21 protein-coding genes are annotated in these 24,817 nt (G+C 40.4%); 4 read left to right on the top strand and 17 right to left on the bottom strand.

Translation table 11 applies throughout. From position 1 onward, the window contains the following. Positions 1-3 precede the first annotated feature (3 nt). From AC4IF5_RS07495 to AC4IF5_RS07445, 11 genes are all read right to left on the bottom strand, one after another. The gene (locus tag AC4IF5_RS07495; protein WP_490733163.1) at positions 4-2,880 is read right to left on the bottom strand and encodes a TonB-dependent receptor; all 2,877 of its coding nucleotides are present in this window, start codon (positions 2,878-2,880) and stop codon (positions 4-6) included. Positions 2,881-3,250: 370 nt separating this feature from the next. Beyond that, complete coding sequence (locus tag AC4IF5_RS07490) at positions 3,251-4,924, bottom strand: NADPH-dependent assimilatory sulfite reductase hemoprotein subunit (RefSeq protein WP_490733161.1); 1,674 nt, start codon at positions 4,922-4,924, stop codon at positions 3,251-3,253. A gap of 48 nt (positions 4,925-4,972) precedes the next feature. Beyond that, positions 4,973-6,691 carry a diflavin oxidoreductase gene (locus AC4IF5_RS07485; RefSeq protein ID WP_490733159.1) on the bottom strand — a complete coding sequence of 573 codons (1,719 nt, stop codon included), beginning with the start codon at positions 6,689-6,691 and terminating at the stop codon, positions 4,973-4,975. After that, the gene (gene cobA / locus AC4IF5_RS07480) at positions 6,681-7,526 is read right to left on the bottom strand and encodes a uroporphyrinogen-III C-methyltransferase (protein ID WP_490733157.1); all 846 of its coding nucleotides are present in this window, start codon (positions 7,524-7,526) and stop codon (positions 6,681-6,683) included. The genes AC4IF5_RS07485 and cobA overlap by 11 nt, the downstream gene beginning before the upstream one ends. A gap of 23 nt (positions 7,527-7,549) precedes the next feature. Beyond that, positions 7,550-8,461, bottom strand: a complete 912-nt coding sequence (gene cysK, locus AC4IF5_RS07475) for a cysteine synthase A (RefSeq protein WP_490733155.1) — start codon at positions 8,459-8,461, stop codon at positions 7,550-7,552. 36 nt (positions 8,462-8,497) lie between these two features. Further along, positions 8,498-9,328, bottom strand: a complete 831-nt coding sequence (epsC, locus tag AC4IF5_RS07470; RefSeq protein WP_490733153.1) for a serine O-acetyltransferase EpsC — start codon at positions 9,326-9,328, stop codon at positions 8,498-8,500. Positions 9,329-9,332: 4 nt separating this feature from the next. Beyond that, entirely contained in the window at positions 9,333-10,571 is a 1,239-nt protein-coding gene (locus AC4IF5_RS07465; RefSeq protein WP_490733151.1) for a sulfate adenylyltransferase subunit 1, read from the bottom strand. Between the two features lie 99 nt (positions 10,572-10,670). After that, complete coding sequence (cysD, locus tag AC4IF5_RS07460) at positions 10,671-11,579, bottom strand: sulfate adenylyltransferase subunit CysD (protein WP_490733150.1); 909 nt, start codon at positions 11,577-11,579, stop codon at positions 10,671-10,673. 12 nt (positions 11,580-11,591) lie between these two features. Next, entirely contained in the window at positions 11,592-12,305 is a 714-nt protein-coding gene (locus AC4IF5_RS07455) for a phosphoadenylyl-sulfate reductase (protein ID WP_490733148.1), read from the bottom strand. A gap of 82 nt (positions 12,306-12,387) precedes the next feature. Continuing rightward, on the bottom strand, positions 12,388-12,804 hold the full coding sequence (locus AC4IF5_RS07450; protein WP_490733146.1) for an RrF2 family transcriptional regulator: 417 nt from the start codon (positions 12,802-12,804) through the stop codon (positions 12,388-12,390). Positions 12,805-13,115: 311 nt separating this feature from the next. Continuing rightward, positions 13,116-13,601 (bottom strand): GNAT family N-acetyltransferase, encoded by a 486-nt coding sequence (locus AC4IF5_RS07445; protein ID WP_490733144.1) that lies wholly within the window; start codon positions 13,599-13,601, stop codon positions 13,116-13,118. Positions 13,602-13,991: 390 nt separating this feature from the next. Here AC4IF5_RS07445 and AC4IF5_RS07440 point away from each other — a divergent pair, with 390 nt between their 5' ends. Continuing rightward, the gene (locus tag AC4IF5_RS07440; protein ID WP_490733142.1) at positions 13,992-14,597 is read left to right on the top strand and encodes a DNA-3-methyladenine glycosylase; all 606 of its coding nucleotides are present in this window, start codon (positions 13,992-13,994) and stop codon (positions 14,595-14,597) included. 112 nt (positions 14,598-14,709) lie between these two features. Here AC4IF5_RS07440 and AC4IF5_RS07435 read toward each other — a convergent pair whose 3' ends face one another. Continuing rightward, positions 14,710-16,587, bottom strand: a complete 1,878-nt coding sequence (locus AC4IF5_RS07435) for a T9SS type B sorting domain-containing protein (protein ID WP_490733140.1) — start codon at positions 16,585-16,587, stop codon at positions 14,710-14,712. Between the two features lie 13 nt (positions 16,588-16,600). Further along, positions 16,601-17,500: a T9SS type A sorting domain-containing protein gene (locus tag AC4IF5_RS07430; RefSeq protein ID WP_490733138.1), complete on the bottom strand. Its 900-nt coding sequence runs from the start codon at positions 17,498-17,500 to the stop codon at positions 16,601-16,603. Between the two features lie 358 nt (positions 17,501-17,858). Between AC4IF5_RS07430 and AC4IF5_RS07425 the strand changes: the two genes are divergently transcribed. Further along, entirely contained in the window at positions 17,859-18,176 is a 318-nt protein-coding gene (locus AC4IF5_RS07425; protein WP_490733136.1) for a DMT family transporter, read from the top strand. Positions 18,177-18,601: 425 nt separating this feature from the next. On the opposite strand, the gene AC4IF5_RS07420 is transcribed toward AC4IF5_RS07425, so the two are convergent. The 4 genes from AC4IF5_RS07420 to AC4IF5_RS07405 all read right to left on the bottom strand — a co-directional run bounded on the left by AC4IF5_RS07420 (position 18,602) and on the right by AC4IF5_RS07405 (position 21,972). Beyond that, complete coding sequence (locus AC4IF5_RS07420; protein ID WP_490733135.1) at positions 18,602-19,102, bottom strand: TlpA family protein disulfide reductase; 501 nt, start codon at positions 19,100-19,102, stop codon at positions 18,602-18,604. Position 19,103: 1 nt separating this feature from the next. Beyond that, complete coding sequence (locus tag AC4IF5_RS07415) at positions 19,104-19,532, bottom strand: rhodanese-like domain-containing protein (RefSeq protein WP_490733133.1); 429 nt, start codon at positions 19,530-19,532, stop codon at positions 19,104-19,106. Positions 19,533-19,803: 271 nt separating this feature from the next. Further along, positions 19,804-21,177 carry an aldehyde dehydrogenase family protein gene (locus AC4IF5_RS07410; RefSeq protein ID WP_490733131.1) on the bottom strand — a complete coding sequence of 458 codons (1,374 nt, stop codon included), beginning with the start codon at positions 21,175-21,177 and terminating at the stop codon, positions 19,804-19,806. Between the two features lie 39 nt (positions 21,178-21,216). Further along, a complete protein-coding gene (locus tag AC4IF5_RS07405) occupies positions 21,217-21,972 on the bottom strand; it encodes a type 1 glutamine amidotransferase domain-containing protein (RefSeq protein ID WP_490733129.1) in 756 nt (251 codons plus the stop codon). 283 nt (positions 21,973-22,255) lie between these two features. On the opposite strand from AC4IF5_RS07405, the gene AC4IF5_RS07400 reads away from it, so the two are divergent. Both AC4IF5_RS07400 and AC4IF5_RS07395 read left to right on the top strand, forming a co-directional pair. After that, complete coding sequence (locus tag AC4IF5_RS07400; protein ID WP_490733127.1) at positions 22,256-23,917, top strand: FAD-binding dehydrogenase; 1,662 nt, start codon at positions 22,256-22,258, stop codon at positions 23,915-23,917. 23 nt (positions 23,918-23,940) lie between these two features. Beyond that, complete coding sequence (locus AC4IF5_RS07395; protein WP_490733125.1) at positions 23,941-24,744, top strand: SDR family oxidoreductase; 804 nt, start codon at positions 23,941-23,943, stop codon at positions 24,742-24,744. The last annotated feature ends 73 nt before the right edge of the window (positions 24,745-24,817 follow it).

Here is a 24,817-nt window from a genome sequence, read left to right as displayed (position 1 = left end):
TGATCATAATTTTAGGTCATATGTAAAGGCCAGATAATATAAACCTCCGATCTCAGGACCTGCCGCATATTGAAAATAATGGCGGTTAAGCAGATTGGTCGCCCCAATCTTTACATTCGCATGGATTTCCGGTAGCTTCCAGGTCGCCTGGGCATCAATGGTGTAATAGGCAGGAATTGTCCCCGATGCTAACGGGCTTTCCCACATGAAACTATTCTGCCATCTCGCTACAAGTGTCAATCCGATATTCCTGAAAATCTCTCTGTTTCCCACACTTATATTAACCATCCATTTCGGAGTGTTGAAAGCGGTAATAAACAGATCTGAAGTAGTGTTGGAAGCAAGGTCGTTATAAGAAACATTCGTATTGATGTTATAATTTCCTGTTATATTGTAACGGATGCCTAAAGAAGTTCCATAACTCTTGTAAGTGCTGTTGCTGTTGGTATATACTCTGTACCGGTCCTGCTGGCTCCTGTCAAGCATTGCAAGAACAGCAGCATTGCTTCCTACCTGGCTGTTTTTTGGGACAGCCACTTCTACCTGCCCGAGGAACCCTTCATAGATGTTGTAGTAAAAATCCCAGTCCAGAACCAGCTTATTGTTAAAGAAAACAGATTTGTACCCTACTTCAAATGAATTGATCTTTTCAGGCTGTAATTTTTGCAGATTGGCTACCGCTAAAAGCTGTTGATTGTCCTGAGCTGCCTGACTCTGGCTTTTACCGCCGTCTACATCAGCATTTACTGCAGAAGTAAATCTGTCAATAGAAGCAAGTGTATAAGAATTCTCCAGGTAACCCAGTCCTTCATTCACTTTTGAAAGACCTCCCACTCTTCTCACATTCCCGTTATTCACAAAAGAAAGCGCTTCAAACAGGGATGGGAAACGATATCCGTTTTGAAAGGAAGCTCTGAAATTGTGCTGGTTAACAGGTGAATATACAACGCTTATCCTTGGATTCAGCTTGGCTTCAAATTCCGGATTTCTGTCGATACGTAAGGCAGCATTCAGTTTTAATTTATCATCAAAGAAAACCTTGGTAATCTGGGCAAAAGCGCCGTATTTCTGATAGATTACATCTTTACCAAATGTACCATTGGCTAAAGGAATATTTCTTTCATTTACCGGTCTGTTAAAATCTACAAAATTGTTCCCGTCCGGTGTTATACTGTATAAACGGTAATCGATACCGGCAAGAAGATTGAAAATTTTCACAAATCTGCTGAGATCATACGTTAATTCTCCCTGGTAGAATCGGGATTTCTGCTCAAGTTTAGCGCCTCCGGTTGCCGGAGCACCTGCAATGCCCACATTGGCTGAATCCCAGTTGTTGATTCCGATGATGGTATTCTTTAATTGCTCAAAGGCCGCAGTTCCCGGAACGACTCTGTTTTTGTCTGCTTCCTTACGGGCGAGAATAAAAGCATCATTAAGATTTACGCCCGCATTGATGTTGTTCTGCAAAGCTGTCTGGAATATATTTTTCCAGTTGTTGTTTGAAAGATTGGTGAGATCCAGATTGTCTGCCAAAGGTTTAAGATTATAGGAATCTCCTGTATTTTCTATGGATGCATAAGCCCGGAAAGTAAGCTCTTTACCTGTAAGCTCTACTTTGTGATTCTGGACGGTAGCATTCTGCAAACGGATTTTGTTTCCTCTCTGGAAAGTTCCGTCCAGCAATCCGTAGCGGTATACGTACGATGCTTTCCACTGATCACCAAAACGGTAATACAGTCCTGCATCAAACTTGATATTTTTGACATCAGGGCTTACAAGATCTTTTTCCAGATAACCTGTTCTGGAAACATTGAATGTCGTGGGCTTTCCGTTATAGTCTACTTTTACAGCAACCCTGTTGTTTCTTTCATCACCGTATTTATTCCAAAGATCTTCAGCAGGATTGTTGGTCAATGAAAAATTAGGATTAGCAGTGACTAAAGAGCCCGGATTTTGGTCTGACAGATTGTTAGAGATCCAGTCAGTTCCGCTGAAATAAGAGGCATTAAGCTTTACGGCCCAATTTTTATTGATCACTTTCGCAAACCTAAGGGCGCTCTCACCCAAGGTACTTATTTTATGATTGACATTGTCTACATGATTGACTCCTCCCCGAAAATAAACACTTATTCCTTCAGAAGTAAACGGATCTTTGGTCTGAAGGCTTGCCAGTCCGTTGATCGCATTCATTCCATACAATGCGGAAGCAGCACCCGGAGTGACCTCCATAGACTGTATATCCAATTCTGTAGGGCCTATGGCATTTCCCAGCGGTACACCTAACGTTGCGGACTGTACATCAACCCCGTCCACCAATTGCATAAACCGGAAGTTGTTGGGTGAGTTGAACCCTCTGGAATTCGGGATCTTTAAAGTAAGGCTGGAAGTCAGAAGCTGCAGTCCTTTTACGTTTTCCAGGGTTTCATAAAAAGAAGCTGCCGGACTTTCCCTGATCGTTCTGATATCTATCTTTTCAATCGCTATCGGAGACCGTAATATTTTCTCCGGAACCCTGGAGGCTGAAATAACTACAGCATCAATAATGGTATTCTGAGGATTCATTCCGACGGTTATCTTATTGGAAGGTGAAAGCACTTCAACGGTCTGGCGGGTAAAACCCTCTTTATTGATCACAAGACGGAAAGGGATGGTAACTCTTGTTCTTATTTTAAAGTTTCCGAGCTGATCTGTGAACGCGGAATCTTCTGTGTTTTCGATCTGCACTTTTACGGAGTCAAGACCTTTGTGTGTTCCTGTATTTTTGATGGTCCCGCTTAATTCTATAAGCTGCTGCTGTGCTTCTGCCAGATTAAAAAATAGAAATGTAAATGCGATAATTCCGGCTTTGGGTAGAAAATTTCCCTGTTTTTTGTTTTTCATTTTTCTTCATTTTTTAGGTTAAGAATGAAGCTGTCTGAACTTTTTTCAACTACACAAGACACAAATGGTTTCACCTTGAACACTTTAATTCATTTAAGTAAGTTGAGAATAGTGTTATAAAAGCTCACATAAGATGAAAACCGAAGATATTCATGAAGCTTAAGTGCGCTCTATCTACACAGATTATCACTTAAAATATTTAAGTGTTAAAAAAGCTTTTTGTGGATTTTGTGTTTATTTCATAGAAGTTTAAACAGCTTGGATGGTACTGTTATCTGAGAATCAACAACACATGCACATTCGTTTACCTGAAAGAAGAGGTTGAGCATTTTTAATTTTTTTCAGATCATCATGAAAATTAGCCATATATTCAATTTAAGGTTTGTAAGTAACGGTACGAAAAATCACCAAATGTTTCTTCTGTAAGCCTTTGCTGTACATAGATCCCGAAAAGTTCATCCAATGTGGTAAGAATCTCTTCTTCACCGATGTTCTCTTTAAATTTTGTATTCAGTCTCATCCCCAATCTGTCACCGCCGATATGCAGGTTGTATTTACCATAGGCTGTACCCACAAACCCGATTTCTGCATTCGGGGATCTTCCGCAGCCATTAGGACAGCCGGTCATGCGGATCGTGATGTCTTCCTGCAAAAGACCATACTTTTCAAGAATAGGCTCTATTTTGGTTACCAGAGAAGGCAGATAACGCTGTGCTTCAGCCAAAGCCAGTGAGCAGGTGTTCAAAGCAACGCAGGCAACAGAATTTTTACGCAGAGAACTTGCTCCTTCCGTATAATCAGAAATTCCAAATTCTTTTAAAAGGGTTTCAATTTCGGCTTTATCTTCTTCATTGATATCCGCCAGAATAAGATTCTGATTACAGGTAAAACGGAAATTGGCCTTACCGGTTTGGGCGATCTTTAATAATCCGGCTTTCAAAGGATACTCTTTGGTATTCAGAACTCTTCCGTGTTCTACAAACAAGGTATAAAACCATTCCCCTTGATGGTTCTGTATCCAGCCATAACGGTCTTTTCTCTGTTCAAACTTAAATTCTCTGGCAGGCTCAAAGCTGAAGCCTGTTCTTTTTTCCACTTCAGCTCTGTACTGATCTATTCCCAGCTTATCGATCGTGTACTTTAATCTTGATAGTTTTCTGTCGCTTCTGTTCCCGAAATCTCTTTGTACCGTGATGATCTCATATACCGCTTTCAATACTTTTTCTTCGGTATCTGCAAATCCAAGTACAGAAGCAAGACGGGCATAGGTGGCTTCATTTCCGTGGGTGGCTCCCAATCCTCCTCCTGCCGCGATATTATAGCCGACGATTTCGTTGTTCTCAACAATAGCGATCAGTGCAATATCATTGATAAATACATCTACATCGTTGTTGGGAGGAACTGCAATTCCGATTTTTAATTTTCTTGGAAGATATCTGTCCTGGTATAGAGGATCTTCTTCAGCCTTCCGGTTAACGATCAGCTCATCATCGATCCAGATATCATAATAAGACTGGGTTTTGGGAAGACACATTTCGCTGATCCTTGCTGCCAGTTCATACGCCTGCTGATGCAATGGAGACTCTGAAGGATTGGCTGTACACGTTACATTTCTGTTGACATCACCACAAGCTGCAATGGAATCAAGGTGCTGAAGATTGAAGCTCTGAATGGTTGGTCTTAAATGTGATTTTAAAATACCATGAAGCTGAATGGTCTGCCTTGTGGTGATCTTTATGGTTCCTGTAGAATGATCCTCGGCGGTTTCATTCAGGCCTATCCATTGTTCAGGTGTCAAAAAACCTCCGGGAAGCCTCAGTCTGATCATATAGGAATACAGCCATTCCAGTTTTTTGGCAACCCGCTCTTCCCTTCTGTCCCTGTCATCCTGCTGGTACATTCCGTGAAACTTGATGAGGGTCTGGTCATCTTCCCTGATCGCTCCTGTAAAATCATCTGAAAGGCTTTCCTTTAAAGTTCCCCTGAGCCCGTTACTGCTGGTTTTGATCCTTTCTACCGGTGAAAGGTTATCTTTATTGCTCATAAATTTGTTTTCTTTTTAATTGTTACAAATAGAATAGTTTACCTCCTTTTAATACACATCTTTAGCATATCTGCCGCTAAGCTCCATTTCTTCCAGATAATGAAGGGCTTCTTCTTCAGTACACTTTCCTTCATTTTGAATAATCGAAAGGAGTGTCTGCTCTACATCCCTGCTCATAGGCTCTTTGGCCCCACAAACATAAACAGATGCGCCTCCCTCAAGCCAGTAAAAAACTTCCTGGGCCTTTTGCTCCAGCTTGTGCTGAACATATATTTTCCCGGCTGTATCTCTGGAAAAAGCCAGATCTAAATGGGTCAGACTGCCGGTCTTAAGGAAATCCTGAAGCTCAGCCTGGTAAAGAAAGTCTGAAACGAAGTTCCGGTCTCCGAAAAAGAGCCAGTTTCGCCCTTCCGCACCTAACGCATCACGTTCCCAAAGGAATGATCTGAAAGGAGCTATACCCGTTCCCGGACCAATCATGATGATGTCCTTATCAGGTTCCGGCAATTTGAAATGTCCTGCATCCTGAATGTAGAATTCAACTTCCTCTCCTTCAGTGAATTCGCTCAGGAAGCCGCTGCACAGGCCATTATGTTTCTGCTGATCAATAAAGAATTCCGATTTGGCAACCGTAATATGGATTTCTGTATCACCATGCGCTTCAGGAGAAGACGATATGGAATACAGACGGGGTGCCTGTGCTGTCAATACCCGAACTACCTCTTCAAATTCATCCGCATTTTTTACAGGATAAATCCTGAGAAGGTCAAGAAGGCCCAAACGGACTTCCGGTATGGAATGTCCCGTGATCCTGGCGTATTGCGCTACCACTGATTTAAGCAGATAACTGATGTTGAGATGCTTGTGTAAAAGTTCTTTTACGGTGTCCGTCACTTTTGCTGTTTCTATCCGTTTTTGAGGATCAATGCCTGTGAGTGCGATAATCTGATCAACCGCTGATTTCGGATTGACCGGTATGATGCCCAAAGCTGCGCCGGGCTGATAAACAAGAGCTTCTTCTGTTTCTATCTCAATGTGATACGTTTCTTTTTCAGAAGTAATGTCGTTCAGATTGATAATAGTGGAAACTTTTCCTTTAAATTTTTTTCTGCCCGTTGAAACCTTTGGGGGTGAAATACTTTTTATACTGTTATTGGTTTCAGAGGTTTTGTTTACGGTTTCAAATACAAGCTCGATCCAATGGGATGCTTCCTGTTCATAGTCAATATCACATTTTTTCAATGGAATGATACGCCGGGCTCCCAATATTTCAAAACGGCAGTCTACATCTTCTCCGGTTTTGCAGAACTGAGGATAGCTGCTGTCTCCTAAGGCCAGAACTCCGAACTTCAGCTTACTGAGGCTCATTTCATTCTCATGAATGTAATCATAGAATTTTTTGGCAAGGGCTGGTGGCTCTCCTTCTCCCTGGGTACTGATAATCACAAAAAAGAATTCTTCTTTGGGAAGATCTTTAGGCTTATATTGGGATAGATCAGCCAGCTTTACCTGTATCCCTTTTTTCTTGATTACTCCTGCCAATGCGGTAGCCAGCTTTTTGCTGTTCCCGGTTTCCGTACCGTAAGCCAGGGTTATTTTCTTTACAGCATTTTGTGCCGTATTTTCAGCTTGCTGAGGTGGCAGCGTGGCCGTTAATAGGATCCCTCCGGCAACGCCGGCCAGATATCCGCTTGCCCAGATCGCTTCATCCCTGGAAAGCTCTCCGGATATTTGTTTTAATACGTTCAGTTTTGTTTCAGACAGCATATTCAAAGAAATTTTGAGTGTTGGCGATTAAACTTCCATTCTCTACCGATTTAAAATAAAGACCATCCTGTTCCGCTTTGTTCAGCCAGGAGAATTTTTCATGCAGATTCACTACTTTGCCTATGATCACCAAAGATGGAGAGGCGAAAGTTTTATCTCCAAAAGCCAGACTGAAATCATCAAATGAAGAGGTATATACCTTCTGATAGGGAGTTGTAGCCTGTTCAACGATGGCAATTTTTTTCTCATCCGAAACGTCAAGCTGCCTGAATTTTTCTACAAGGTGGGTAAGGTTTCCTTTAGACATATAGAAAACAAGGGTATCACTGGTTACAGAAAGCTCTTTCCAATATTCTTCAGTAAGGATCTCTGATTTGTAATAGGTAAGGAACCGTACTGATGTTGAATATCCTCTTGCCGTCAAAGGCATTCCGGCATAAGCTGCCGCTCCCAGGGCTGCTGTAATTCCCGGAATGATCTCATAAGGAATATGATGTTGTTTTAAAGCCAGCAGCTCATCCAGAATATTGGAGAAAATAGAAACATCTCCTCCTTTAAGCCTTACAATGGTCTTATTCTCCCGGGCATATTCCACCATCAGAGTATTGATATGAGATTGAGGGGTAGAGGCATTTTTACTGCATTCTTTGCCTACATAAATAACTTCGGTAGCTTTGTTGACGTACATTTCCAGGATCTCAGGACTTACCAGACGGTCACAAAGAATAATGTCTGCTTTTTCAATGGCTTTTACGGCTTTTATGGTGATCAGTTCAGGGTTGCCGGGGCCTGCACCGATAAGGTAAACCTTTGGTGATTTTATAATTGTTTTCATTGAAGTCGGTATTAATTAAGGATTTAGAAGAGTCCTTCTACAGACAGATACCTTTCACCGGTATCATAGTTGATGGTAAGGATTTTAGCGCCAGGTTGTATTTCCGGTAAGTGCTTTGCGATCGCTGCCAGGGCTGCCCCTGTGGAAACTCCTACAAAAAGGCCTTCTTTTTTCGCGGCATTGATAGCATATTCGTAAGCTTCATCCTTACCCACGGTAATCACTCCATCCAAAAGAGTAATATCCAGTATAGAAGGGACGAATCCGGCTCCCAATCCTTGCAATGGATGCGGTGCAGGGCTTCCTCCGCTTAATACGGGAGATAGTTCCGGTTCCACAGCAATGACTTTAACGTTGGGATATTTTTCTTTTACTGTTTGTGCAATTCCGGTGATATGACCTCCGGTTCCTACTCCTGTAATGATATAATCCAGACCGTCAGGAAAGTCTTTTAAAATCTCCTGAGCTGTGGTTTCAGTATGTATTTTAACGTTGGCAGGATTGTCAAACTGTTTTGGAATCCATGAATTGGGAGTTTCTTCTGCTAATTCGTCGGCCTTTTCAATAGCTCCTTTCATTCCTTTTTCTCTTGGGGTCAGTACGAACTCAGCTCCATAAGCTTCCATAATTTTCCGGCGCTCAATACTCATGCTTTCCGGCATTACCAAAATCAGTTTGTATCCTTTAACAGCGGCAACCAGAGCCAGTCCGATCCCTGTATTTCCACTTGTAGGCTCTATAATGATGCTGTCTTTGTTCAATAATCCTTTAGCTTCTGCATCTTCAATCATTGCTAATGCAATTCTGTCTTTAATACTTCCTCCCGGATTACTTTTTTCTAATTTGATCCAGATTTCATGATCTGTACTGAAGAGATTGTTAATTTTTACGACGGGCGTATTCCCGATCGTTTCTAATGCATTCTGAAATTTCATATCACTTTAATTTTTATTTTTTCTGTTTTTATATTTTTAGATCACAAAGGTTAAAGATTCCGGCAATGAGCTGTTATCCTTTATTTTGAGCTCACTTTTATGATAGACCAGAGAATTGGCAGGCACATCCTGGGTGATCCATACATTTCCTCCGATGATGCTTTCTCTGCCTATGGTTGTATTTCCTCCTAAAATGGTAGCTCCCGAATAGATAATCACACCATCTTCAATATTGGGGTGTCTTTTCTGGTTGGCTTTTTCTTTGGAAACATTCAATGCCCCCAGAGTTACTCCCTGATAGACTTTGACGTGGTTCCCAATGACTGTTGTTTCTCCGATCACAATTCCGGTTCCGTGATCAATGAAGAATGATTCTCCAATCACAGCTCCGGGATGAATGTCAATTCCTGTTTTGCTGTGCGCATATTCTGAAATGACCCGGGGCAATATTTTGACTTCCTGTCTCCAAAGCTGGTGCGAAATACGATAGGCATAGGTGGCAAAAAAGCCGGGATATGCCAGATATATTTCTTCGAGAGAATCTGCTGCAGGATCAAATTCCAGAATTGATTGGGCGTCCAGAACCAATTGATCATACAAATCAGGTAAAACTTCAAAGAATTGACTCACATGAATTTCCGTACTTTTTTTGTCTCCCGTTACTGTATTGATCAGGTCAGAAAGTGTTTCCTGCAAGGCATCGAAATTTTTTTCTAACTGATCTTCAGTATTGTCATTTTGGGGAAGGAAAAGTACTTCATACAGATCTTTGACCCATTTTTTGGTTTTTATTTTATCAAAGAATCCATGAATATTGTTTTGCTTCGTCTGCTGAATTCTTTCAATTAAATGATTGGAAACTGCCATTTCTCTATTGAATTATACAGGCTGCAACCGTTGAGTTGGACGTTTCATCCACTAAAATCGCAGATCCTGTTCTTTTATTATTGATAAAGCTGTCATAGACCAGAGGCTGTGCCGTTCGGAGGGTAACTTTCACAATTTCATTAAGTCTGATCCCGCTCTCGATTTGTTCACGGGTAAGTGTATTGACATTGATCTTATAATCTATTTCCCTGACAATGGCTTTTACCAGTCTGCTATTCTGCTGCAGCAAATATGTATTGCCCGGCTGTAATGGTTTCTGGTCAAGCCAGCATAAAAGAACTTCCAGGTCTTTTTCCACGGTCGGGAGTTCTTCTTCAGTGCTAAAAACATCTCCTCTGCTGATATCTATATCATGGGCAATGTGGATAACGGCGGGCTGCCCTTCAAATGCTTCTTCTTTTTCCACTCCGTTGACCTCAATTTTGGAGATTTCACTTGCTATATCTGCCGGAAGAATATGAATTGGATCTCCTTTTTGGAATTTTCCACTTAATATCTGTCCTGCATATCCTCTGTAATCATGCAATTCTTCAGTTTGAGGGCGGATCACATACTGAACCTGGAAACGGCTTCCGTTATTTTTTTCTTCATGCAGGGTTACCTGTTCCAGGTATTCAAGAAGAGAGCTTCCCTTGTACCAGTCTGTTTCGGATGAAGTGGTGACAATATTATCTCCTTTCAATGCCGAAATCGGGAAATAGCTTACATCATTCAGTCCAAGATTTTCTGCCATTTTTGAATAGTCTGATCTGATGGAATCAAAAACGTCTTCTGAATAATCCACCATATCCATCTTATTAATGGCTACCGCTACTTTTTTCAGCTTTAAAAGTGATGCGATAATGGAATGTCTTCTGGTCTGTTCAATCACTCCCTTTCTGGCGTCAATAAGAATGACCATCAGATCGGAATTGGATGCTCCGGTGATCATATTACGGGTATACTGCACATGACCCGGAGCATCAGCAATAATAAATTTCCTTTTCGGTGTTGAAAAATACCTGTAGGCAACATCAATAGTTATCCCCTGTTCTCTTTCTGCCCGCAGCCCATCGGTTAAAAGGGCCAGGTCTACACCGTCTTCATTTTTGTTTTTAGAGTGTTTCTCAAGCACTTCCAGCTGATCCTGTAAAATGCTTTTACTATCGTAAAGCAATCTGCCGATAAGGGTACTTTTACCATCATCTACGCTTCCTGCTGTTATAAATCTTAATATATCCATCCGATTGTAATTATAAATAATGAGTAATGGGCAATGAATAATGTTGTGTGGGTATAGGTAAGGTTGTCGATCCTATATTACTCATTGCTGTTTGCTTACCTAAAAATAACCTCCTTTTTTCCTGTCTTCCATTGCCGCTTCCGTTACCCTGTCATCAATCCGGGTTTCTCCCCGCTCTGAAATTCTGGTGGCTACTATTTCTTCAATGACAGCATCAATCGTATCTGCGTAAGACTCTACCGCTGCGGTACAGGTCATGTCGCCTACAGTCCGGTAGCGTATTTTTTTGGTGGTAACAATATCATCCGGTTCTAAAAATACATGCTCGGAATTGGCAAGCCATTGTCCGTTGAAGTCTACCACCTCCCTTTCGTGAGAGAAATAAATAGAAGGTAATTCAATTTTCTCTCTTCGGATATAATTCCAAATGTCAAGCTCTGTCCAGTTGCTGATCGGGAAAACCCTTACATTTTCTCCTTTATGGATTTTTCCGTTGAAAATATTCCACAGTTCAGGACGCTGAAGTTTAGGATCCCATTGTCCGAACTCGTCACGGACAGAGAATATCCGTTCTTTAGCGCGGGCCTTTTCTTCATCTCTTCGGGCTCCTCCGATACAGGCATCAAATTCAAACTCTTCAATGGTATCTAATAGCGTATAGGTCTGAAGCCAGTTTCTGCTTGGGAATTTACCCTTAGCTTCCGTGAGCTTTTTACTTTTTATAGTATCTTCAACTTTTCTTGCGACTAGATCGACATTCAGCTGATCAACCAAGTGATCCCTGAAATCCAGTACTTCCGGGAAATTATGCCCCGTATCAACATGGACAAATTTAAAAGGGATCTTTCCGTGAAAGAATGCTTTTCTTGCCAGATGAGCCAGTACAATACTGTCCTTTCCTCCGCTGAATAGTAAGGCAGGGCGTTCAAACTGTCCTGCAACTTCTCTTAATATATAAATAGATTCGGCTTCCAGCTGATCCAAATAGTTTAATTGATGTATTGACATTTTTCTCTTTTTTTATTGATGAATATGCAGGCCACATTCCTTTTTACTGGTATCTTCCCACCACCAGCGGCCGGCTCTGAAATCTTCTCCTTCTTTAATGGCCCTGGTGCAGGGTTCACAGCCTATGCTGACAAAGCCTCTTTTATGCAGTTGATTGTATGGTAAATGATGGGCTTTTACATAATCCGTTACCTGTTCTGAGGTCCAGTGAAGGATAGGATGAAACTTGATGATCTCATTATCAGGATCCCATTCCAGCTGCGGCATATTTTGCCGGTTGGAAGAATGTTCTGACCTTAAGCCTGTAACCCATACCTGATATCCTTTCAGTGCTTTTTTCAAAGGGCGTACTTTACGGATCGTACAGCATGCTTTCCTCTGTTCTACGGACTGGTAGAATGAATCGGGTCCGTTTTCCGATATAAAGGTTTTTAATTCTTCCGTATCAGGATAATACGCTTTAATATTCTTTTTAAAAAAAGCTCTTGTATTGGTCCATGTTTCATAGGTCTGCTCAAAAAGACGGCCTGTGTCTAAAGTAAAGACATCGATATCCAGGTCTTTGATCAGATGAGTGATCACCTGGTCTTCATAGCTGAAACTGGTGGAAAAGATCACCCTGCCTGGAAATCTGTTGCTTAATATCTGCAGTCCATTATCCTGGAGTAAGCTGTCAGAAGCCTCCTCCATGAGTTTGTCAAATTCATTTTTCAGATTGTTTTCCATATCCAATTGAAATTAAGTATTGCAAATATATATAAAATTCTATTACTCCTATCAAAATAGTAGAATTTAAATATAAAAAAATTTAACTTTTATTCATAAACTTAGTCAGAGTGGCCTCCATCATACTTTTTCTGGTCTTTTCACGGACAATGATCAATTCATTTCTGAGGTAGCATACTGCTTCATCCACACAGTCGTCACAGGGTTCATAGAAGTTCAGGGAAACACAGGGGGTGAGAGCAATAGGACCGTCAAAAATACGGTAAATATCAGCTAATGACACTTCATCCGGGGATTTTAGCAGGTAATATCCCCCTACTTTGCCCTGCTTACTGTTGACAAGTTTAGCTCTTTTGAGCTCCAGAAGGATTTGTTCCAGAAATTTTTTGGGAATGTTCTCGTCTTGTGCAATGATTGAAGTGGGCAGATAGCCTTGATTGTAATTTCTTGCTAGTCTGACCATTGCTTTTAACGCATATTTGCACCTTTTCGACATCATAATTTTTGCAAGTTATGACAATTTATCTGATAAATGAAATGTTTTCCGGCGAATACTGTAATATGCTTTGACCATAAAAGGTATAAAACACTTAAGTTGATTTAAGTTATAAGTTCACTAAAGTTTTTTTGAAAATCGGAGATTTACTGCCTTATCTGTGTTTTACAATGACCATTTGTAGAATCTTAATTTTTCTTGATAATTTCATTCTTCTTAATAGTTCAGAACATCTGAGCTGCCTGCTCAATCTACAGGAAAGAATATCCACAAACATCTGTGCAAATGTGTAAAATCTGCGGTGAATGAATATTCTATAATACAAAATAAGCCAGCTCCCCATCCTCTCTTATCAGGTTTTCAATTCTTCGGAAACCACTCTTAGTAAGTACTTTCTGAGATCCGATATTATGCAGGTCAGTTACTGCAACGATATCTTTTTGCTGGTGCAAAGAAAAGCAGTATTCAACAAGCGCTTTGCATACTTCTGTTCCAAGACCTCTGCCCCAATAATTTTCACCTAATGTATATCCTATTTCTATCCGATCCGGATTGTCAAGGAAAGGTCTGGCCAGGCATATTCCTACGAAATCATTATTCTGTGCATTGAAAATTCCCCATCTGCTGAACGGTCCTTCCTTATAATCTGATAATGCTTTTTCGAACATTTCTCTATATTCTTCAGGGGTTTTATAAGGTAAGTAAAGGGTAACATTTTCATTTTCAAATAGATTCATGAACAAGGTAAATTCCTGAGGAGTAAATTCACGGATGATGATTGTATCGTTTTTGTAATACATAAGAATTAAGGAATAGTGTAATAATATGAAATGATTGAATAAAAGTACGTAAATAAACTAATATGCTCACGAAATCAGATCATATCTATGTACTTTATATCTTTATATGATCCCAAAACCTTTAGACTGATCCCTTAATTCAAATATAAAGAACATAAAAATCCCCAGATCGCTCCGGGGAATAAAAAGTGTCAAAACCTATAATTTTTTATAGTGGTGTGAAATGATGTTGGAATGAAAACAACAATGGGTATGCCAAATTAATCACTATTTAATGAAATGTGACTTTTTGTGGTATCTTTTTTACTTTCAGTCTCCTTCTTCCGGTGTCTGTTTTTTTTAAACACAATAATCACTAATTTTGAGTGAAGAATTACTAAAATCATTAATTTGAAACTACCACTCTCCTATTACTCCAATCAAGATGTTCTTTTCCTGGCTCAGGATCTTTTGGGAAAAGTTCTTTTTACAGAAATCAATGGTGAAATAACGGCTGGGACGATTGTAGAAACAGAAGCCTATTTCGGAGTACAGGATAAGGCTTCCCATGCTTATGGAGGAAGACGGACAGACCGGACTGAAACGTTGTACAGTCATGGAGGGATCTCCTATGTTTATTTATGCTATGGCATTCATCATCTTTTCAATGTGGTAACCTCTGTGGAGGATGATCCCCATGCAGTTCTGGTCAGAGCTGTTGAGCCGTTGATCGGTAAAGAAATTATGGAATCCAGACGAAATATGCCGGCATCCAAAGCTGCTATTTCTTCAGGCCCCGGATCTGTAGCCAAAGCATTGGGAATTGACAGGTCATTTAATAAAAAAGATCTGGGCGGAAACGAAATATGGATTGAAGATCAAGGAATCCGCTATGCCTTCGATGATATTATAGCAGGACCTCGTATAGGTGTTGCTTATGCTCAGGAACATGCTCTTTTACCGTGGCGATTTTTTGTGAAGAATAACAAATATGTAAGCAAGCCGAATAAAGTATAATTCCGTAAGATTTATCTGTTTTTACTTGTATTTTTTCAATCAGCTCGTATAAAAAGAAAACCCGGCAACAAGATACCGGGATTCTTTAATAGAAATTCCTTATAAAGTTTTACTATTGTATAAAGCTCACATCACCTTTGAAATTTTCAGTACCACTGCAATTGGTTAGTTTAAGGTTCCATGAATATACTCCCGGAATATTTACATACGGCCCAGGATTGCCATTGGAATCAGGGGTATACCTGCCGTCCCATCTGATCTGCCCGTTATAAAAGCCAAGACAGGTTGTTTCATATTTATAGTAAACACGGTTTCCCCAACGATCGTAGACGCTCAGCTCATAGGCATAGGCATTGTAAGCAGGTATAGCATACTCGTTCATGAGAGTGTTATAAATTACAAATGGATTGGTCACGGACATGGCATTCGGTTTAAACAATCCTGGAAAAGCGCCTGTAAAAACCGGTGGCTTTATCGTTGCCGTATTGGTTCCGCAAGCACTTTTTACAGTGACCGTAGAAGTATTATTTCCTGTCACTGCAGAGGTATCACTTGTACTGCCTGTATCCCAGGAATACTTAATGCTGTTGGTGGCTTGCTGCATATGAAAACCGTAATCTGACCCTATTTCAGCTTCGGTGCCGCAAAGCTTTATCCACGGGTTGAACTTGACCGTACCTGATCCTGTACAACTATTATAGCTTACACAGCTAAAAGCTCCCCTTACATTCTGAATAAGAGTAACGTAAACCCATTGTGAATTTTTGCAGCCGTTGTATTCAAATACAATACGGTATTTGGTACATTTGGTAGGCGTTACCGTAATATCATTGGAAGGAACAAATGGGCCCCCTATAGGTCCGGTAAACGACAGGATTCCGTTACCTATAAAATTACCGGCTTCATCATACCATTTATAATTGCTTACCGCATCACTGCCCGCAAAGGTGATATTGGCCCTTAATTTAATACCCGATCCGCAGCAGATAATCTTATTGCTTGTCTGAATGACAGGATAGTCAATTTTGACGGTTTTATAAATTTCTACCCAATCACTACTGCAATTACGAACCCGAAGTTTCACCGTGTAATAATGACCGTTTTGTAAATTAGGCATATTAGACCGTAGATCGTAGGTTCCTGCTTGTCCGTTTCGTACCACTCCAAATGGTGGGCTTCCGATCGAGTTACCCTGGGCATCAGATTCGTAGGCTAACCAGACATATTGAGATTCATTAGATGTGCGGCTCCCACTAAAAAGAAGGGAATCCTCAATATTACAAACTACAGAAGGTCCTGTGAGAACGGGTACAGGAGGTACAGGCTTGCAAAGGGCGTCAATGTAGGCATAGCCGAAGTGTCCCCCATCTCTGCAGTCGGCAGTCGCGAAATAGATCGTAAGTTGCTGTCCGATATACTGAGAAGGGATGGTGAGGCACAATGTCTGCCATTCTTTCCATGAAAGGGGGTCACCATTGAAACTCATGACCTGAAAGAATGGATCAATTGCGCTGCCATTAATTTTTACGGGGTCGATCACAAGATTACCCGGTGCAGTGCTGCTGGCCAGATCATTGGTCCTGCTGACCCAGTAACTGAAAAATCCGTTAATAAAAGAATCATCGTGTGCCGCCTGTAAAACCAAAGCATACATAAATGAGATCGAGCTCCCTGCGGTGAAGGTATAAGACATGATCTCCGCTCCGCTATTTGCTGCAGAGTTTCCTAATCTGAAGGCATTGCTGCCTTCTCCTACCATTGGCAAGCCCGCTCCTACTACCGGGTCGTTGCCTATTCCCACCACGGTATGTTGGTTAGGAGAAAGACTGGGAGTAAAGGTAGATAAGTTCAGAGTACCTGTTGTATTGCTTCCAATATAGGTTTGCCAGTTGCTGAAATTGCCCGTCTCAGCATCACCGTTGGGACATTGTGCATAAGCGTATGTCATGTTTAACAGCATGAAGGCTAAAAGTATAATTAATTTTTTCATAATGGACCGGATTTTATTGAACAATGATTTTTTGTGTAACAGGAGCCTGGCCCTGAACATTGAATTGTATCAGATAGTTGCCGGCTGGGAGATTGATGTTGTGCTGAACGGTATGTCTTCCGCTTTTGATCTGCTTATCACTGAACACGATATCTGCTGTACGGCCATTCATATCTATGATCTGAAGGCTGGCCTGCCCTTCTTGTTCTACCTGATAAGTAATGTTGATGATATGCCTTGCGGGATTAGGAGCAACAAGCAGAGGAAATATAGCAAGAGATTTTCCTTTGCTGATCACTTTATATTCAGACTTTAAAAATCCTATGGTCCTGTCAATATAATAGACTGTTGCGATGGTATTTCCGGCAGTATCACGGAAAAGATAGTAGGTATTGTCATAATGGTAATCACTTTCCGTATTTTTATTCTTCAATATGTATTGGTCAAAGATTTCATACACCGTAAGGTTCTCATGTGTTTTCCCGTCAAAAACAACATTCTGGCTGTCATAATGATTAACCTTTGTATTGTGGCCTGAAGGAGCCTGTACATTCGTTTTATTGCCCTCATTTAAAAAAAGATCAGCAGGAAAGTAATCCTGTTCGCTCAATACTTCTTTGATTTCTTTTGATTGAAACTCTATTGGTCTGGTATTCGCAGATTTTCTCTGAACATAATCGGAAAGATCGTTACGTTCCTTACCATATAAAGAAATTACTGAACTGGCGGAGTAAGGTCTTTCGCTGACAGATTCACTGTTTTTGGCCTGTGCTCTGAAATGGGAAGAGAATAAAGTAATCATGGCAGAGCAAAGTAAAAACCGGGTAATCTTTTGAGCTGATCTACCATTTTCTGTTGCTGAATCCAATACAACGAAATGTCTTTTAATGAATTCGTACTCTTTTGTTTTCATAGTAATATTTTAATTGTTTGATCCTTAAATTTATCAAACAATCAAATGCCGGGTTAGAATGAATAATTAACCGGGACTACCAGATTAGTAAATGTATTCTGTTTTCTGTTAAGTGTAATTTTTAATATTTAGAGTACAACCGTTTCAAAGTAAAAATAAAACGTTTGACCTACTGTTTTTGCGGTGTCACCTTATTTTATATTCTGAATACTTGTGTGTAGTGGTAATTTTGTGCCATCATAGATGAATAACTCAATAACAACTCTCCTGCTTTTTAAAGTTTTTAGAGATTGTCAGGTTTGATGATGTCATTATAGGATTGGACTTAACCGATCCTGTCTTAAATAAAATAAGTAATATGAACTGGATAGCCTTAATTATCGCTGGAATTTTTGAAATAGGATGGCCTTTGGGAATTAAACTGTCACAGCAGCCTGAGAATAATAAATGGGGCTGGGTCCTGTTTTCAGTTGGATGTATGGCGGTAAGCGGATGGTTTCTCTGGTATGCTCAGAAAAGTATTCCTATTGGTACAGCTTACGCGGTATGGACAGGGATCGGAGCTGTAGGAACTTTACTGGTAGGAGTTATCTTTTTTCAGGACTCTGCAAATATTTTCAGAATGCTGTCTGCATTACTCATTGTGGTGGGAATAGTGGGCCTTAAATTATTTTAATGGAATATATCTGTTCCTCAATTGGCCTGCATTGGTATCCGAACCTACCTCTGTATATGCAGCCCTTACCTTTCCGAAGCTTAACTATTGTTGCCTCAATAGGTTGGAGAATATCACACTTGCAGAAACAGAAGGATAATTATAGACCCGATGCCTTTTTTAATGTTAAGAATATGTTACGAATAAGATTTTTTAAATATTTTATTTCAACATATGGTGATATTTTAGATTAAATTATTATTTTTATAGAAGTTTAAGAGCATTAGAAAATAGATATAAAAAGGGTATAGTTTCCCTCACATTAGCCCTTTTTATTTGAAATAATGACTTAAGAAAACGATGATTCTAAATGCACAAATAGCAATCGGACACAAAAAAAGAGTGGTACTATACATACCACTCTTTTGTATTGATCACAGTTTATTTTAGTTTAAATTTTTCTTTAAAACCTCTTCAAGCTCTTTACCATGAAGGTTTTTTGCCAAAATGGTTCCCTCTCCGTCTATGATGACATTGAAGGGAAGCTCATCAATCTCATAGGTTTTTGCCACAGGACTTTTCCAGAATTTTAAGTCGCTGATCTGGGGCCAGGTGATCCTGAAACGATCAATCGCTTTTTGCCAGCTCTCTTTATTTTTATCCAAAGAGACACCAAGAATCTCAAACTTATTATTCTTTACCTGTTCTGTATAAGTATCATACAGTATTTTCAGCTCAGGCTGTTCTTCTACACATGGTGCGCACCAGGTAGCCCAAAAGTCTATTAATACAAGCTTTCCTTTCAGGGAGGAAAGAGAAAATGAAGTTCCGTCTGCTTTAAACATCGTAATTTCAGGAGCCTTCTTCCCTACTTCTATTTTGTTGTTCTGGGCAGAAGCAACCCCTGAAGTCAACATTAAAAATAATAGTATACAGCGAATCTTCATATCAGTCATTTGTAGGATAATCTTTATCTAGCCAGTCCGTTTTGATATTTTTGGGAAGATTCAGAAGCTTAGCATTTTTAAAACCCATTTCCATGAGGAGTCCAAACGCAGGCCGAATATTAGGGCATTTTACAAACGGACAGCATCCGCAATAGATCACGACCTCTTTATCCTTTGGGATGTCTTTCAGATAACTTCTTAACTTTTCCAGATTCTCAGGATCATGAGTGGGCCCTATATCTACAGATCCTTTAATAATAGCTTCCGGTCCTACTGAAATAATAACAAGGTCCTTTATTTTCTTTTTTTCAATTCTGGACGCCAGCAATGCGGGATCCATCAGCTGGCTGTCTTTCCACGGATCCTGTTTTTGCTGTGCCTGGCTGAACATGGAGCCGACAAAACACGCAATGATAAACAAATACTTCATATTCTATTTTTCACAAAGATAAAATGTTTTATTGAGCCTTCTTCAACTCGTGGAGAAAATGAACAATTGCTATAGCTTCTCTGAAATCAGAATCGTTGAATTATATGAGAATCTCCCGGCTCTATGATCATTCAGGCAGTCAAATGCTTTCCTTTCATTTGTCTAATTCCACTCCACTTTGTTGATTTTTTTACCCCAAGATAGAAACGGCCCGATACTGTTAAAGATCGGGCCTGAAATAATTTTAAAATTCATTTGGTTTTTACCTTAATCAGCTAAATACACTTAAATTTTTAGCAATATCTTTCCCCGCATAAGGAGGGAAAACATCAAGTTCCAGATCAGGATTTCCAATAAGCATGGCCTTGGTATTACTTAAAGCATCAAATCCTGCTTTACCATAATATTTGCCCATCCCTGAATACCCCACACCTCCAAAAGGCAGACTGTCTATCCAGCAATGTAGATTCGTCTGGTTAATACATCCGCCTCCAAAGGATACGGAATTGAGAAAGTAATTTATATTTTCCTGATTTTTACTGAAGATATAAGCCGCTAATGATTTAGGCTTACGCTTGATAATATTACAGATCTCTTTTATATCAGAATACACCATTACCGGCAAAACAGGGCCAAAAACCTCCTGCTGCAACGCCGGATCTTCCCAGGTGCTGGGATAAAGAACGGTAGGTTCTACATACCGTTCAGCAACATTGAAGCGTCCTCCAATCACCACCTTTTCAGGAATGATATAGGAAGCGACACGTTCTGCGTCATGTTCGCTGATCATTCTTGCAAGATCGGGGCTTTGCTGAGGATCGTCTCCATACATTTTGCGGATAGAAGCCTTCAGTCTTTCAATAAAATCATCAGCAATACTTTCATGAACATATACATATCCCGGAGCAATACACCATTGTCCTGAAATTGCGTTATGTCCCCATGCGATCCTGTCCACGGCGATGTCAAGATTTGCAGTTTCATCAACAACGGTAGGGTTCTGGCCTCCCAGTTCTAAAATGACAGGAGTTAGATTTTCTGCGGCGGCACGCATTACCACTTTTCCGACATTGGAACTTCCTGTAAAGAAAATAAAATCGAAGGGTAGCTTTAATAGTTCTGTGATCTCTTCCCTGCCTCCCGTAACTGTTGCTACAGCTTCCGGCTCAAAATATTGAGGAATAAGGTCGGCAAATAGTTGGGCTACGGTAGGAGTTGTATTGGCTGGTTTTAGAATTACCGTATTACCTGCTGCCAAGGCTGCAATGGCAGGATCAAGCAATAATAATACCGGCGCATTGAATGGGCCGATTACTAAGGTAACTCCATAAGGCTCTTTATAAATAATCCCGCTGTTTCCGGTGTCTTCAAGACCCTTAGGAATTTCAGCCTTCTGGGGAGCCATCAGTTGTTGAAGATTCTCTTTGTAATACTTTATCACCCCCAGTGGTACAGTGATTTCAAATAATTGCTCAAAAGGAGGCTTACCAAAGTCTTTTTCCAGTGCTTTGCAAAAGACGTCCTGATTTTCTGTAAGAAATTTTTCCATTCGGTTCAGCTGGTCCATACGCCATTCATACGTTTTGCTTGTATCGCTGAAGAAAAATTCTTTTTGGGTATCGAAGATGTTTTGATATTGGTTCATAAGTGTTGTGTTTTTTTATTTTCAAAAAAAGTTAATTGATTATTCAGATAAAGCTTCAATGACCAATTGTGATGCTAGAAAACTGCTGTGCTGCTGCTGTGCGGTTATCAGCCTCCCATCTCTCACAGCAAAAGGCTCTAAGGGGCCTGCAACTTCAAAGTTGGTATTTGGGTTTTTTCTGGCTTCCGTTTCGATAGTATAATCATTTACGGTCATTCCAAACATTTTATTGATAATATCCTCTTCGCTATCTGCAAATCCGGTCCAGGTTTTACCATCTGCCAAAAGTTTTCCATTGCTGAGTTTGGTCCACAAAAGCAGAGACGTTCCATGACAAATGAGGCAGGTGACTTTTCCAGCCTCATAAAAATCTGCAATAAGCTTGTGAAGCTTTTCATCATCTTTAAAGGTAAGTAGTGGTGCTCCTCCTCCTGCAACACAAATGGCATCATAATCATTAACATTTATTTCCTCTATAGCTTTTGAATTTTGTAATAATTTTCCAAAAATATTATGATGGCGAAAACCTATACTAATCAGGTCATTGGGGTAAGCACCGTTCGGGTTTTCAGGATCTGAGTGAGCGTCAAATTTCACTTCCCCTCCTTTGGGGGAGCATAGATCGACATCATAGCCAGCCTGTATAAAATCAAAAAAAGGACGGGTCATTTCTTCTGCAAAAAAACCGACACTAATGCCATGAAGAAGTGTGGCATTAGAAACTAGGCACAATATTCTTTTTTTGGGATAAATGTGTTTTGGATGCCTTCTTATTATATCGTTGTGTTTATTCATATTATTATTTTTGAGTGTTGAGGTGTTTCTTATATCTTATATATTTTCTTCAACAAAGTTATTTAAATGAAAGACTTATATATGGTGAAGTTTTCGGGAGTTTGGGATATTTCATACATTAGTTTTTTCCCATTGACTGGAATATGCTGTAATGTTCCGAAAAATTAAATATCCGGAAGTTGGAAGTAAACCTTTCAAAATAATTTAATAGGTCCAAGCGTTAATATTTTATACATTTATATATTTAATATAAAGTAGCATTCAATAAAAACACCTCACAAAAATGGAAAAAACATTCCAGCCTGATGCCATCATCATAGGAACCGGACTGGCAGGACTTACTGCTGCCATGGAGATAACCAATGCAGGCAAAAAAGTACTTTTATTAGATCAGGAAACGGAAGAGAATATCGGCGGACAGGCATTCTGGTCATTTGGCGGACTTTTTCTTATCAATTCACCCCAGCAGCGGAGAATGGGAATCAAAGATTCTTATGAACTGGCCCTACAGGACTGGAAAGGAACGGCAGGGTTTGACCGTAAAGAAGATTACTGGCCCCGTCAATGGGCTGAAGCGTATCTGAAGTTTGCCGCAGGTGAAAAATATGAATACATTTCTAAACTGGGAATCAAACTGATGTTCATGGTGGGATGGGCAGAACGGGGTGACGGATCTGCTGTTGGTCACGGAAATTCTGTACCCCGCTTTCATGTCAGCTGGGGTACCGGAACAGGTGTGATAAAACCTTTTGTAGAAAAGGCGTATCAGGCTAAGGAGAAAGGATTATTGCAGATGAAGTTCAGGCACAGAGTTACCGGACTGATCATAGACCATGGAAAGGTAAAGGGATTGAAGGGGGATATCCTGGAAAATGATCATCAGGAAAGAGGTATTGCTACCAACAGAAACGTAATTTCACAGTTTGAATATGCTGCTCCCCACATTATTATTGCCAGTGGGGGTATCGGTGCCAATCATGAGCTGGTAAGAAAAAACTGGCCGGAGAGATTGGGAAAAGCTCCCGAAAATATGGTCTGCGGAGTTCCTGCTTATGTAGATGGAAAAATGATCGGTATTGCAGAAAATGCCGGAGCTGATATTATCAACCGGGATAGGATGTGGCATTATACGGAAGGCTTGCAGAACTGGAATCCGATCTGGCCCAATCATGGGATCCGAATTTTACCAGGACCTTCTTCCCTATGGTTCGACGCTAAGGGAAATCGTCTTCCAGCCCCTTTCCTGCCGGGATTTGATACGTTGGGAACGTTGAAATATATACAGGATACCGGTTTTTCATATTCCTGGTTTATTCTTACCCAAAAAATTATCAGGAAAGAATTTGCTCTTTCAGGCTCAGAACAGAATCCTGATATTACCAACAGGGATTACTCTCTCTTCCTGAAAAGGATTTTCGGTAAAAAGGCACCCGGACCTGTAGAAGCATTTAAAGAACACGGAAAAGATTTTATCGTATCAGACAATCTGAAAGATCTGGTGGAGAAAATGAATGCATTATCAGGCGATCGCCTTTTGGATTATGGGCATATCAAAACACAGATAGAAGCCAGAGACAGGGAACTGGACAATAAATTTTCGAAAGATACACAGGTCAATTATATCCGGAATACCCGGAATTATTTAGGGGATAAGTTGGGGCGTGTCGCTGCTCCCCATAAGATCCTGGCGCCTGAAAACGGACCGTTGATCGCAGTACGCCTAAATATCCTGACCCGTAAAACGCTGGGAGGAATTAAGACAAACCTTAACGGACAGGTTTTAAAAGAGGATGAAAGCATTATTGAAGGATTATATGCCGCAGGAGAAGCCGCAGGATTTGGAGGTGGCGGAATGCATGGCTATCGTGCCCTGGAAGGAACATTCCTCGGTGGGTGTATCTTCTCAGGAATGAAGACCGGAAAATATATTGCAGGATTGAAGTAAATAATAATAAAGCACAGTGAAAAATGAACAATTATTTTAATGATAAGGTAATCTGGATCACAGGAGCTTCATCAGGAATTGGAGAAGCCCTTGTAAAAGAACTTACAGTACATAGCAATGCCAGAATTATCCTTTCGTCAAGAAAAGAGGAACAGCTGTATAAGGTTGCTCAAAAAGTTGGGTTGAGTCCCGGTCGGTATGCTGTTCTTCCTTTGGATCTTGTCAATTATAAAAACATGCCCGATATTGCCGCCAAAGCCCTGGAAAAATTCGGGAGAATTGATATACTGATCAATAATGCAGGGCTGTCCCAGCGATCTTTGGCTATGGAAACCGATATAGAAGTCGATAAACATTTAATGGATACTGATTTTATCGGGACCGTTGCCCTGACAAAAGCTGTAGTTCCTTATATGATCAGAACTGGCGGAGGTCAGATTGCCGTTGTATCCAGTCTCATGGGAGTCTTCGGAGCTCCGATGCGCAGCGGGTATGCAGCGGCGAAACATGCATTACACGGATTTTTCGACGCTTTGCGGGCGGAATTGTATGATCAGAACATCCTTATAACGATTATCTGCCCCGGATTTATACAGACTGACATCTCCATAAATGCCGTTACAGGTAATGGCACACAGCAAGGAACAATGGATGATGCTACAATGAAAGGAATGCCGGTGGATGTTTTTGCCAAAAAAATGCTCCATGCGATCGAAAAACGGAAAAATCAAAAAGCTATAGGAGGTAAAGAAGTAATGGCCGTTTACCTGAAAAGATTCTTTCCGGCATTGTTGGCAAAGGTCATCCGTAGAGCAAAAGTTGTTTAGAAAGATGAGTTATTAATAAATAAGATCCCACTAAACAACTTTAAACCTTGAATAATTTCCCCTCCTCTCAATT

The organism is Chryseobacterium sp. UF-290 (assembly GCF_058245615.1).
Note: the sequence above shows the minus strand (reverse complement) of the source record. Positions and strands in the feature narration are given on the sequence as shown.

Coding starts and splice junctions, on each gene's coding strand:
- AC4IF5_RS07495 (WP_490733163.1), bottom strand. CDS start 2,880: ATGAAAAACAAAAAACAGGGAAATTTTCTACCCAAAGCCGGAATTATC.
- AC4IF5_RS07445 (WP_490733144.1), bottom strand. CDS start 13,601: ATGTATTACAAAAACGATACAATCATCATCCGTGAATTTACTCCTCAG.
- AC4IF5_RS07490 (WP_490733161.1), bottom strand. CDS start 4,924: ATGAGCAATAAAGATAACCTTTCACCGGTAGAAAGGATCAAAACCAGC.
- AC4IF5_RS07435 (WP_490733140.1), bottom strand. CDS start 16,587: ATGAAAAAATTAATTATACTTTTAGCCTTCATGCTGTTAAACATGACA.
- AC4IF5_RS07430 (WP_490733138.1), bottom strand. CDS start 17,500: ATGAAAACAAAAGAGTACGAATTCATTAAAAGACATTTCGTTGTATTG.
- cysK (WP_490733155.1), bottom strand. CDS start 8,461: ATGAAATTTCAGAATGCATTAGAAACGATCGGGAATACGCCCGTCGTA.
- AC4IF5_RS07450 (WP_490733146.1), bottom strand. CDS start 12,804: ATGATGTCGAAAAGGTGCAAATATGCGTTAAAAGCAATGGTCAGACTA.
- AC4IF5_RS07415 (WP_490733133.1), bottom strand. CDS start 19,532: ATGAAGTATTTGTTTATCATTGCGTGTTTTGTCGGCTCCATGTTCAGC.
- epsC (WP_490733153.1), bottom strand. CDS start 9,328: ATGGCAGTTTCCAATCATTTAATTGAAAGAATTCAGCAGACGAAGCAA.
- AC4IF5_RS07465 (WP_490733151.1), bottom strand. CDS start 10,571: ATGGATATATTAAGATTTATAACAGCAGGAAGCGTAGATGATGGTAAA.
- AC4IF5_RS07420 (WP_490733135.1), bottom strand. CDS start 19,102: ATGAAGATTCGCTGTATACTATTATTTTTAATGTTGACTTCAGGGGTT.
- AC4IF5_RS07410 (WP_490733131.1), bottom strand. CDS start 21,177: ATGAACCAATATCAAAACATCTTCGATACCCAAAAAGAATTTTTCTTC.
- AC4IF5_RS07405 (WP_490733129.1), bottom strand. CDS start 21,972: ATGAATAAACACAACGATATAATAAGAAGGCATCCAAAACACATTTAT.
- AC4IF5_RS07455 (WP_490733148.1), bottom strand. CDS start 12,305: ATGGAAAACAATCTGAAAAATGAATTTGACAAACTCATGGAGGAGGCT.
- AC4IF5_RS07395 (WP_490733125.1), top strand. CDS start 23,941: ATGAACAATTATTTTAATGATAAGGTAATCTGGATCACAGGAGCTTCA.
- cobA (WP_490733157.1), bottom strand. CDS start 7,526: ATGAAAACAATTATAAAATCACCAAAGGTTTACCTTATCGGTGCAGGC.
- cysD (WP_490733150.1), bottom strand. CDS start 11,579: ATGTCAATACATCAATTAAACTATTTGGATCAGCTGGAAGCCGAATCT.
- AC4IF5_RS07485 (WP_490733159.1), bottom strand. CDS start 6,691: ATGCTGTCTGAAACAAAACTGAACGTATTAAAACAAATATCCGGAGAG.
- AC4IF5_RS07400 (WP_490733127.1), top strand. CDS start 22,256: ATGGAAAAAACATTCCAGCCTGATGCCATCATCATAGGAACCGGACTG.
- AC4IF5_RS07425 (WP_490733136.1), top strand. CDS start 17,859: ATGAACTGGATAGCCTTAATTATCGCTGGAATTTTTGAAATAGGATGG.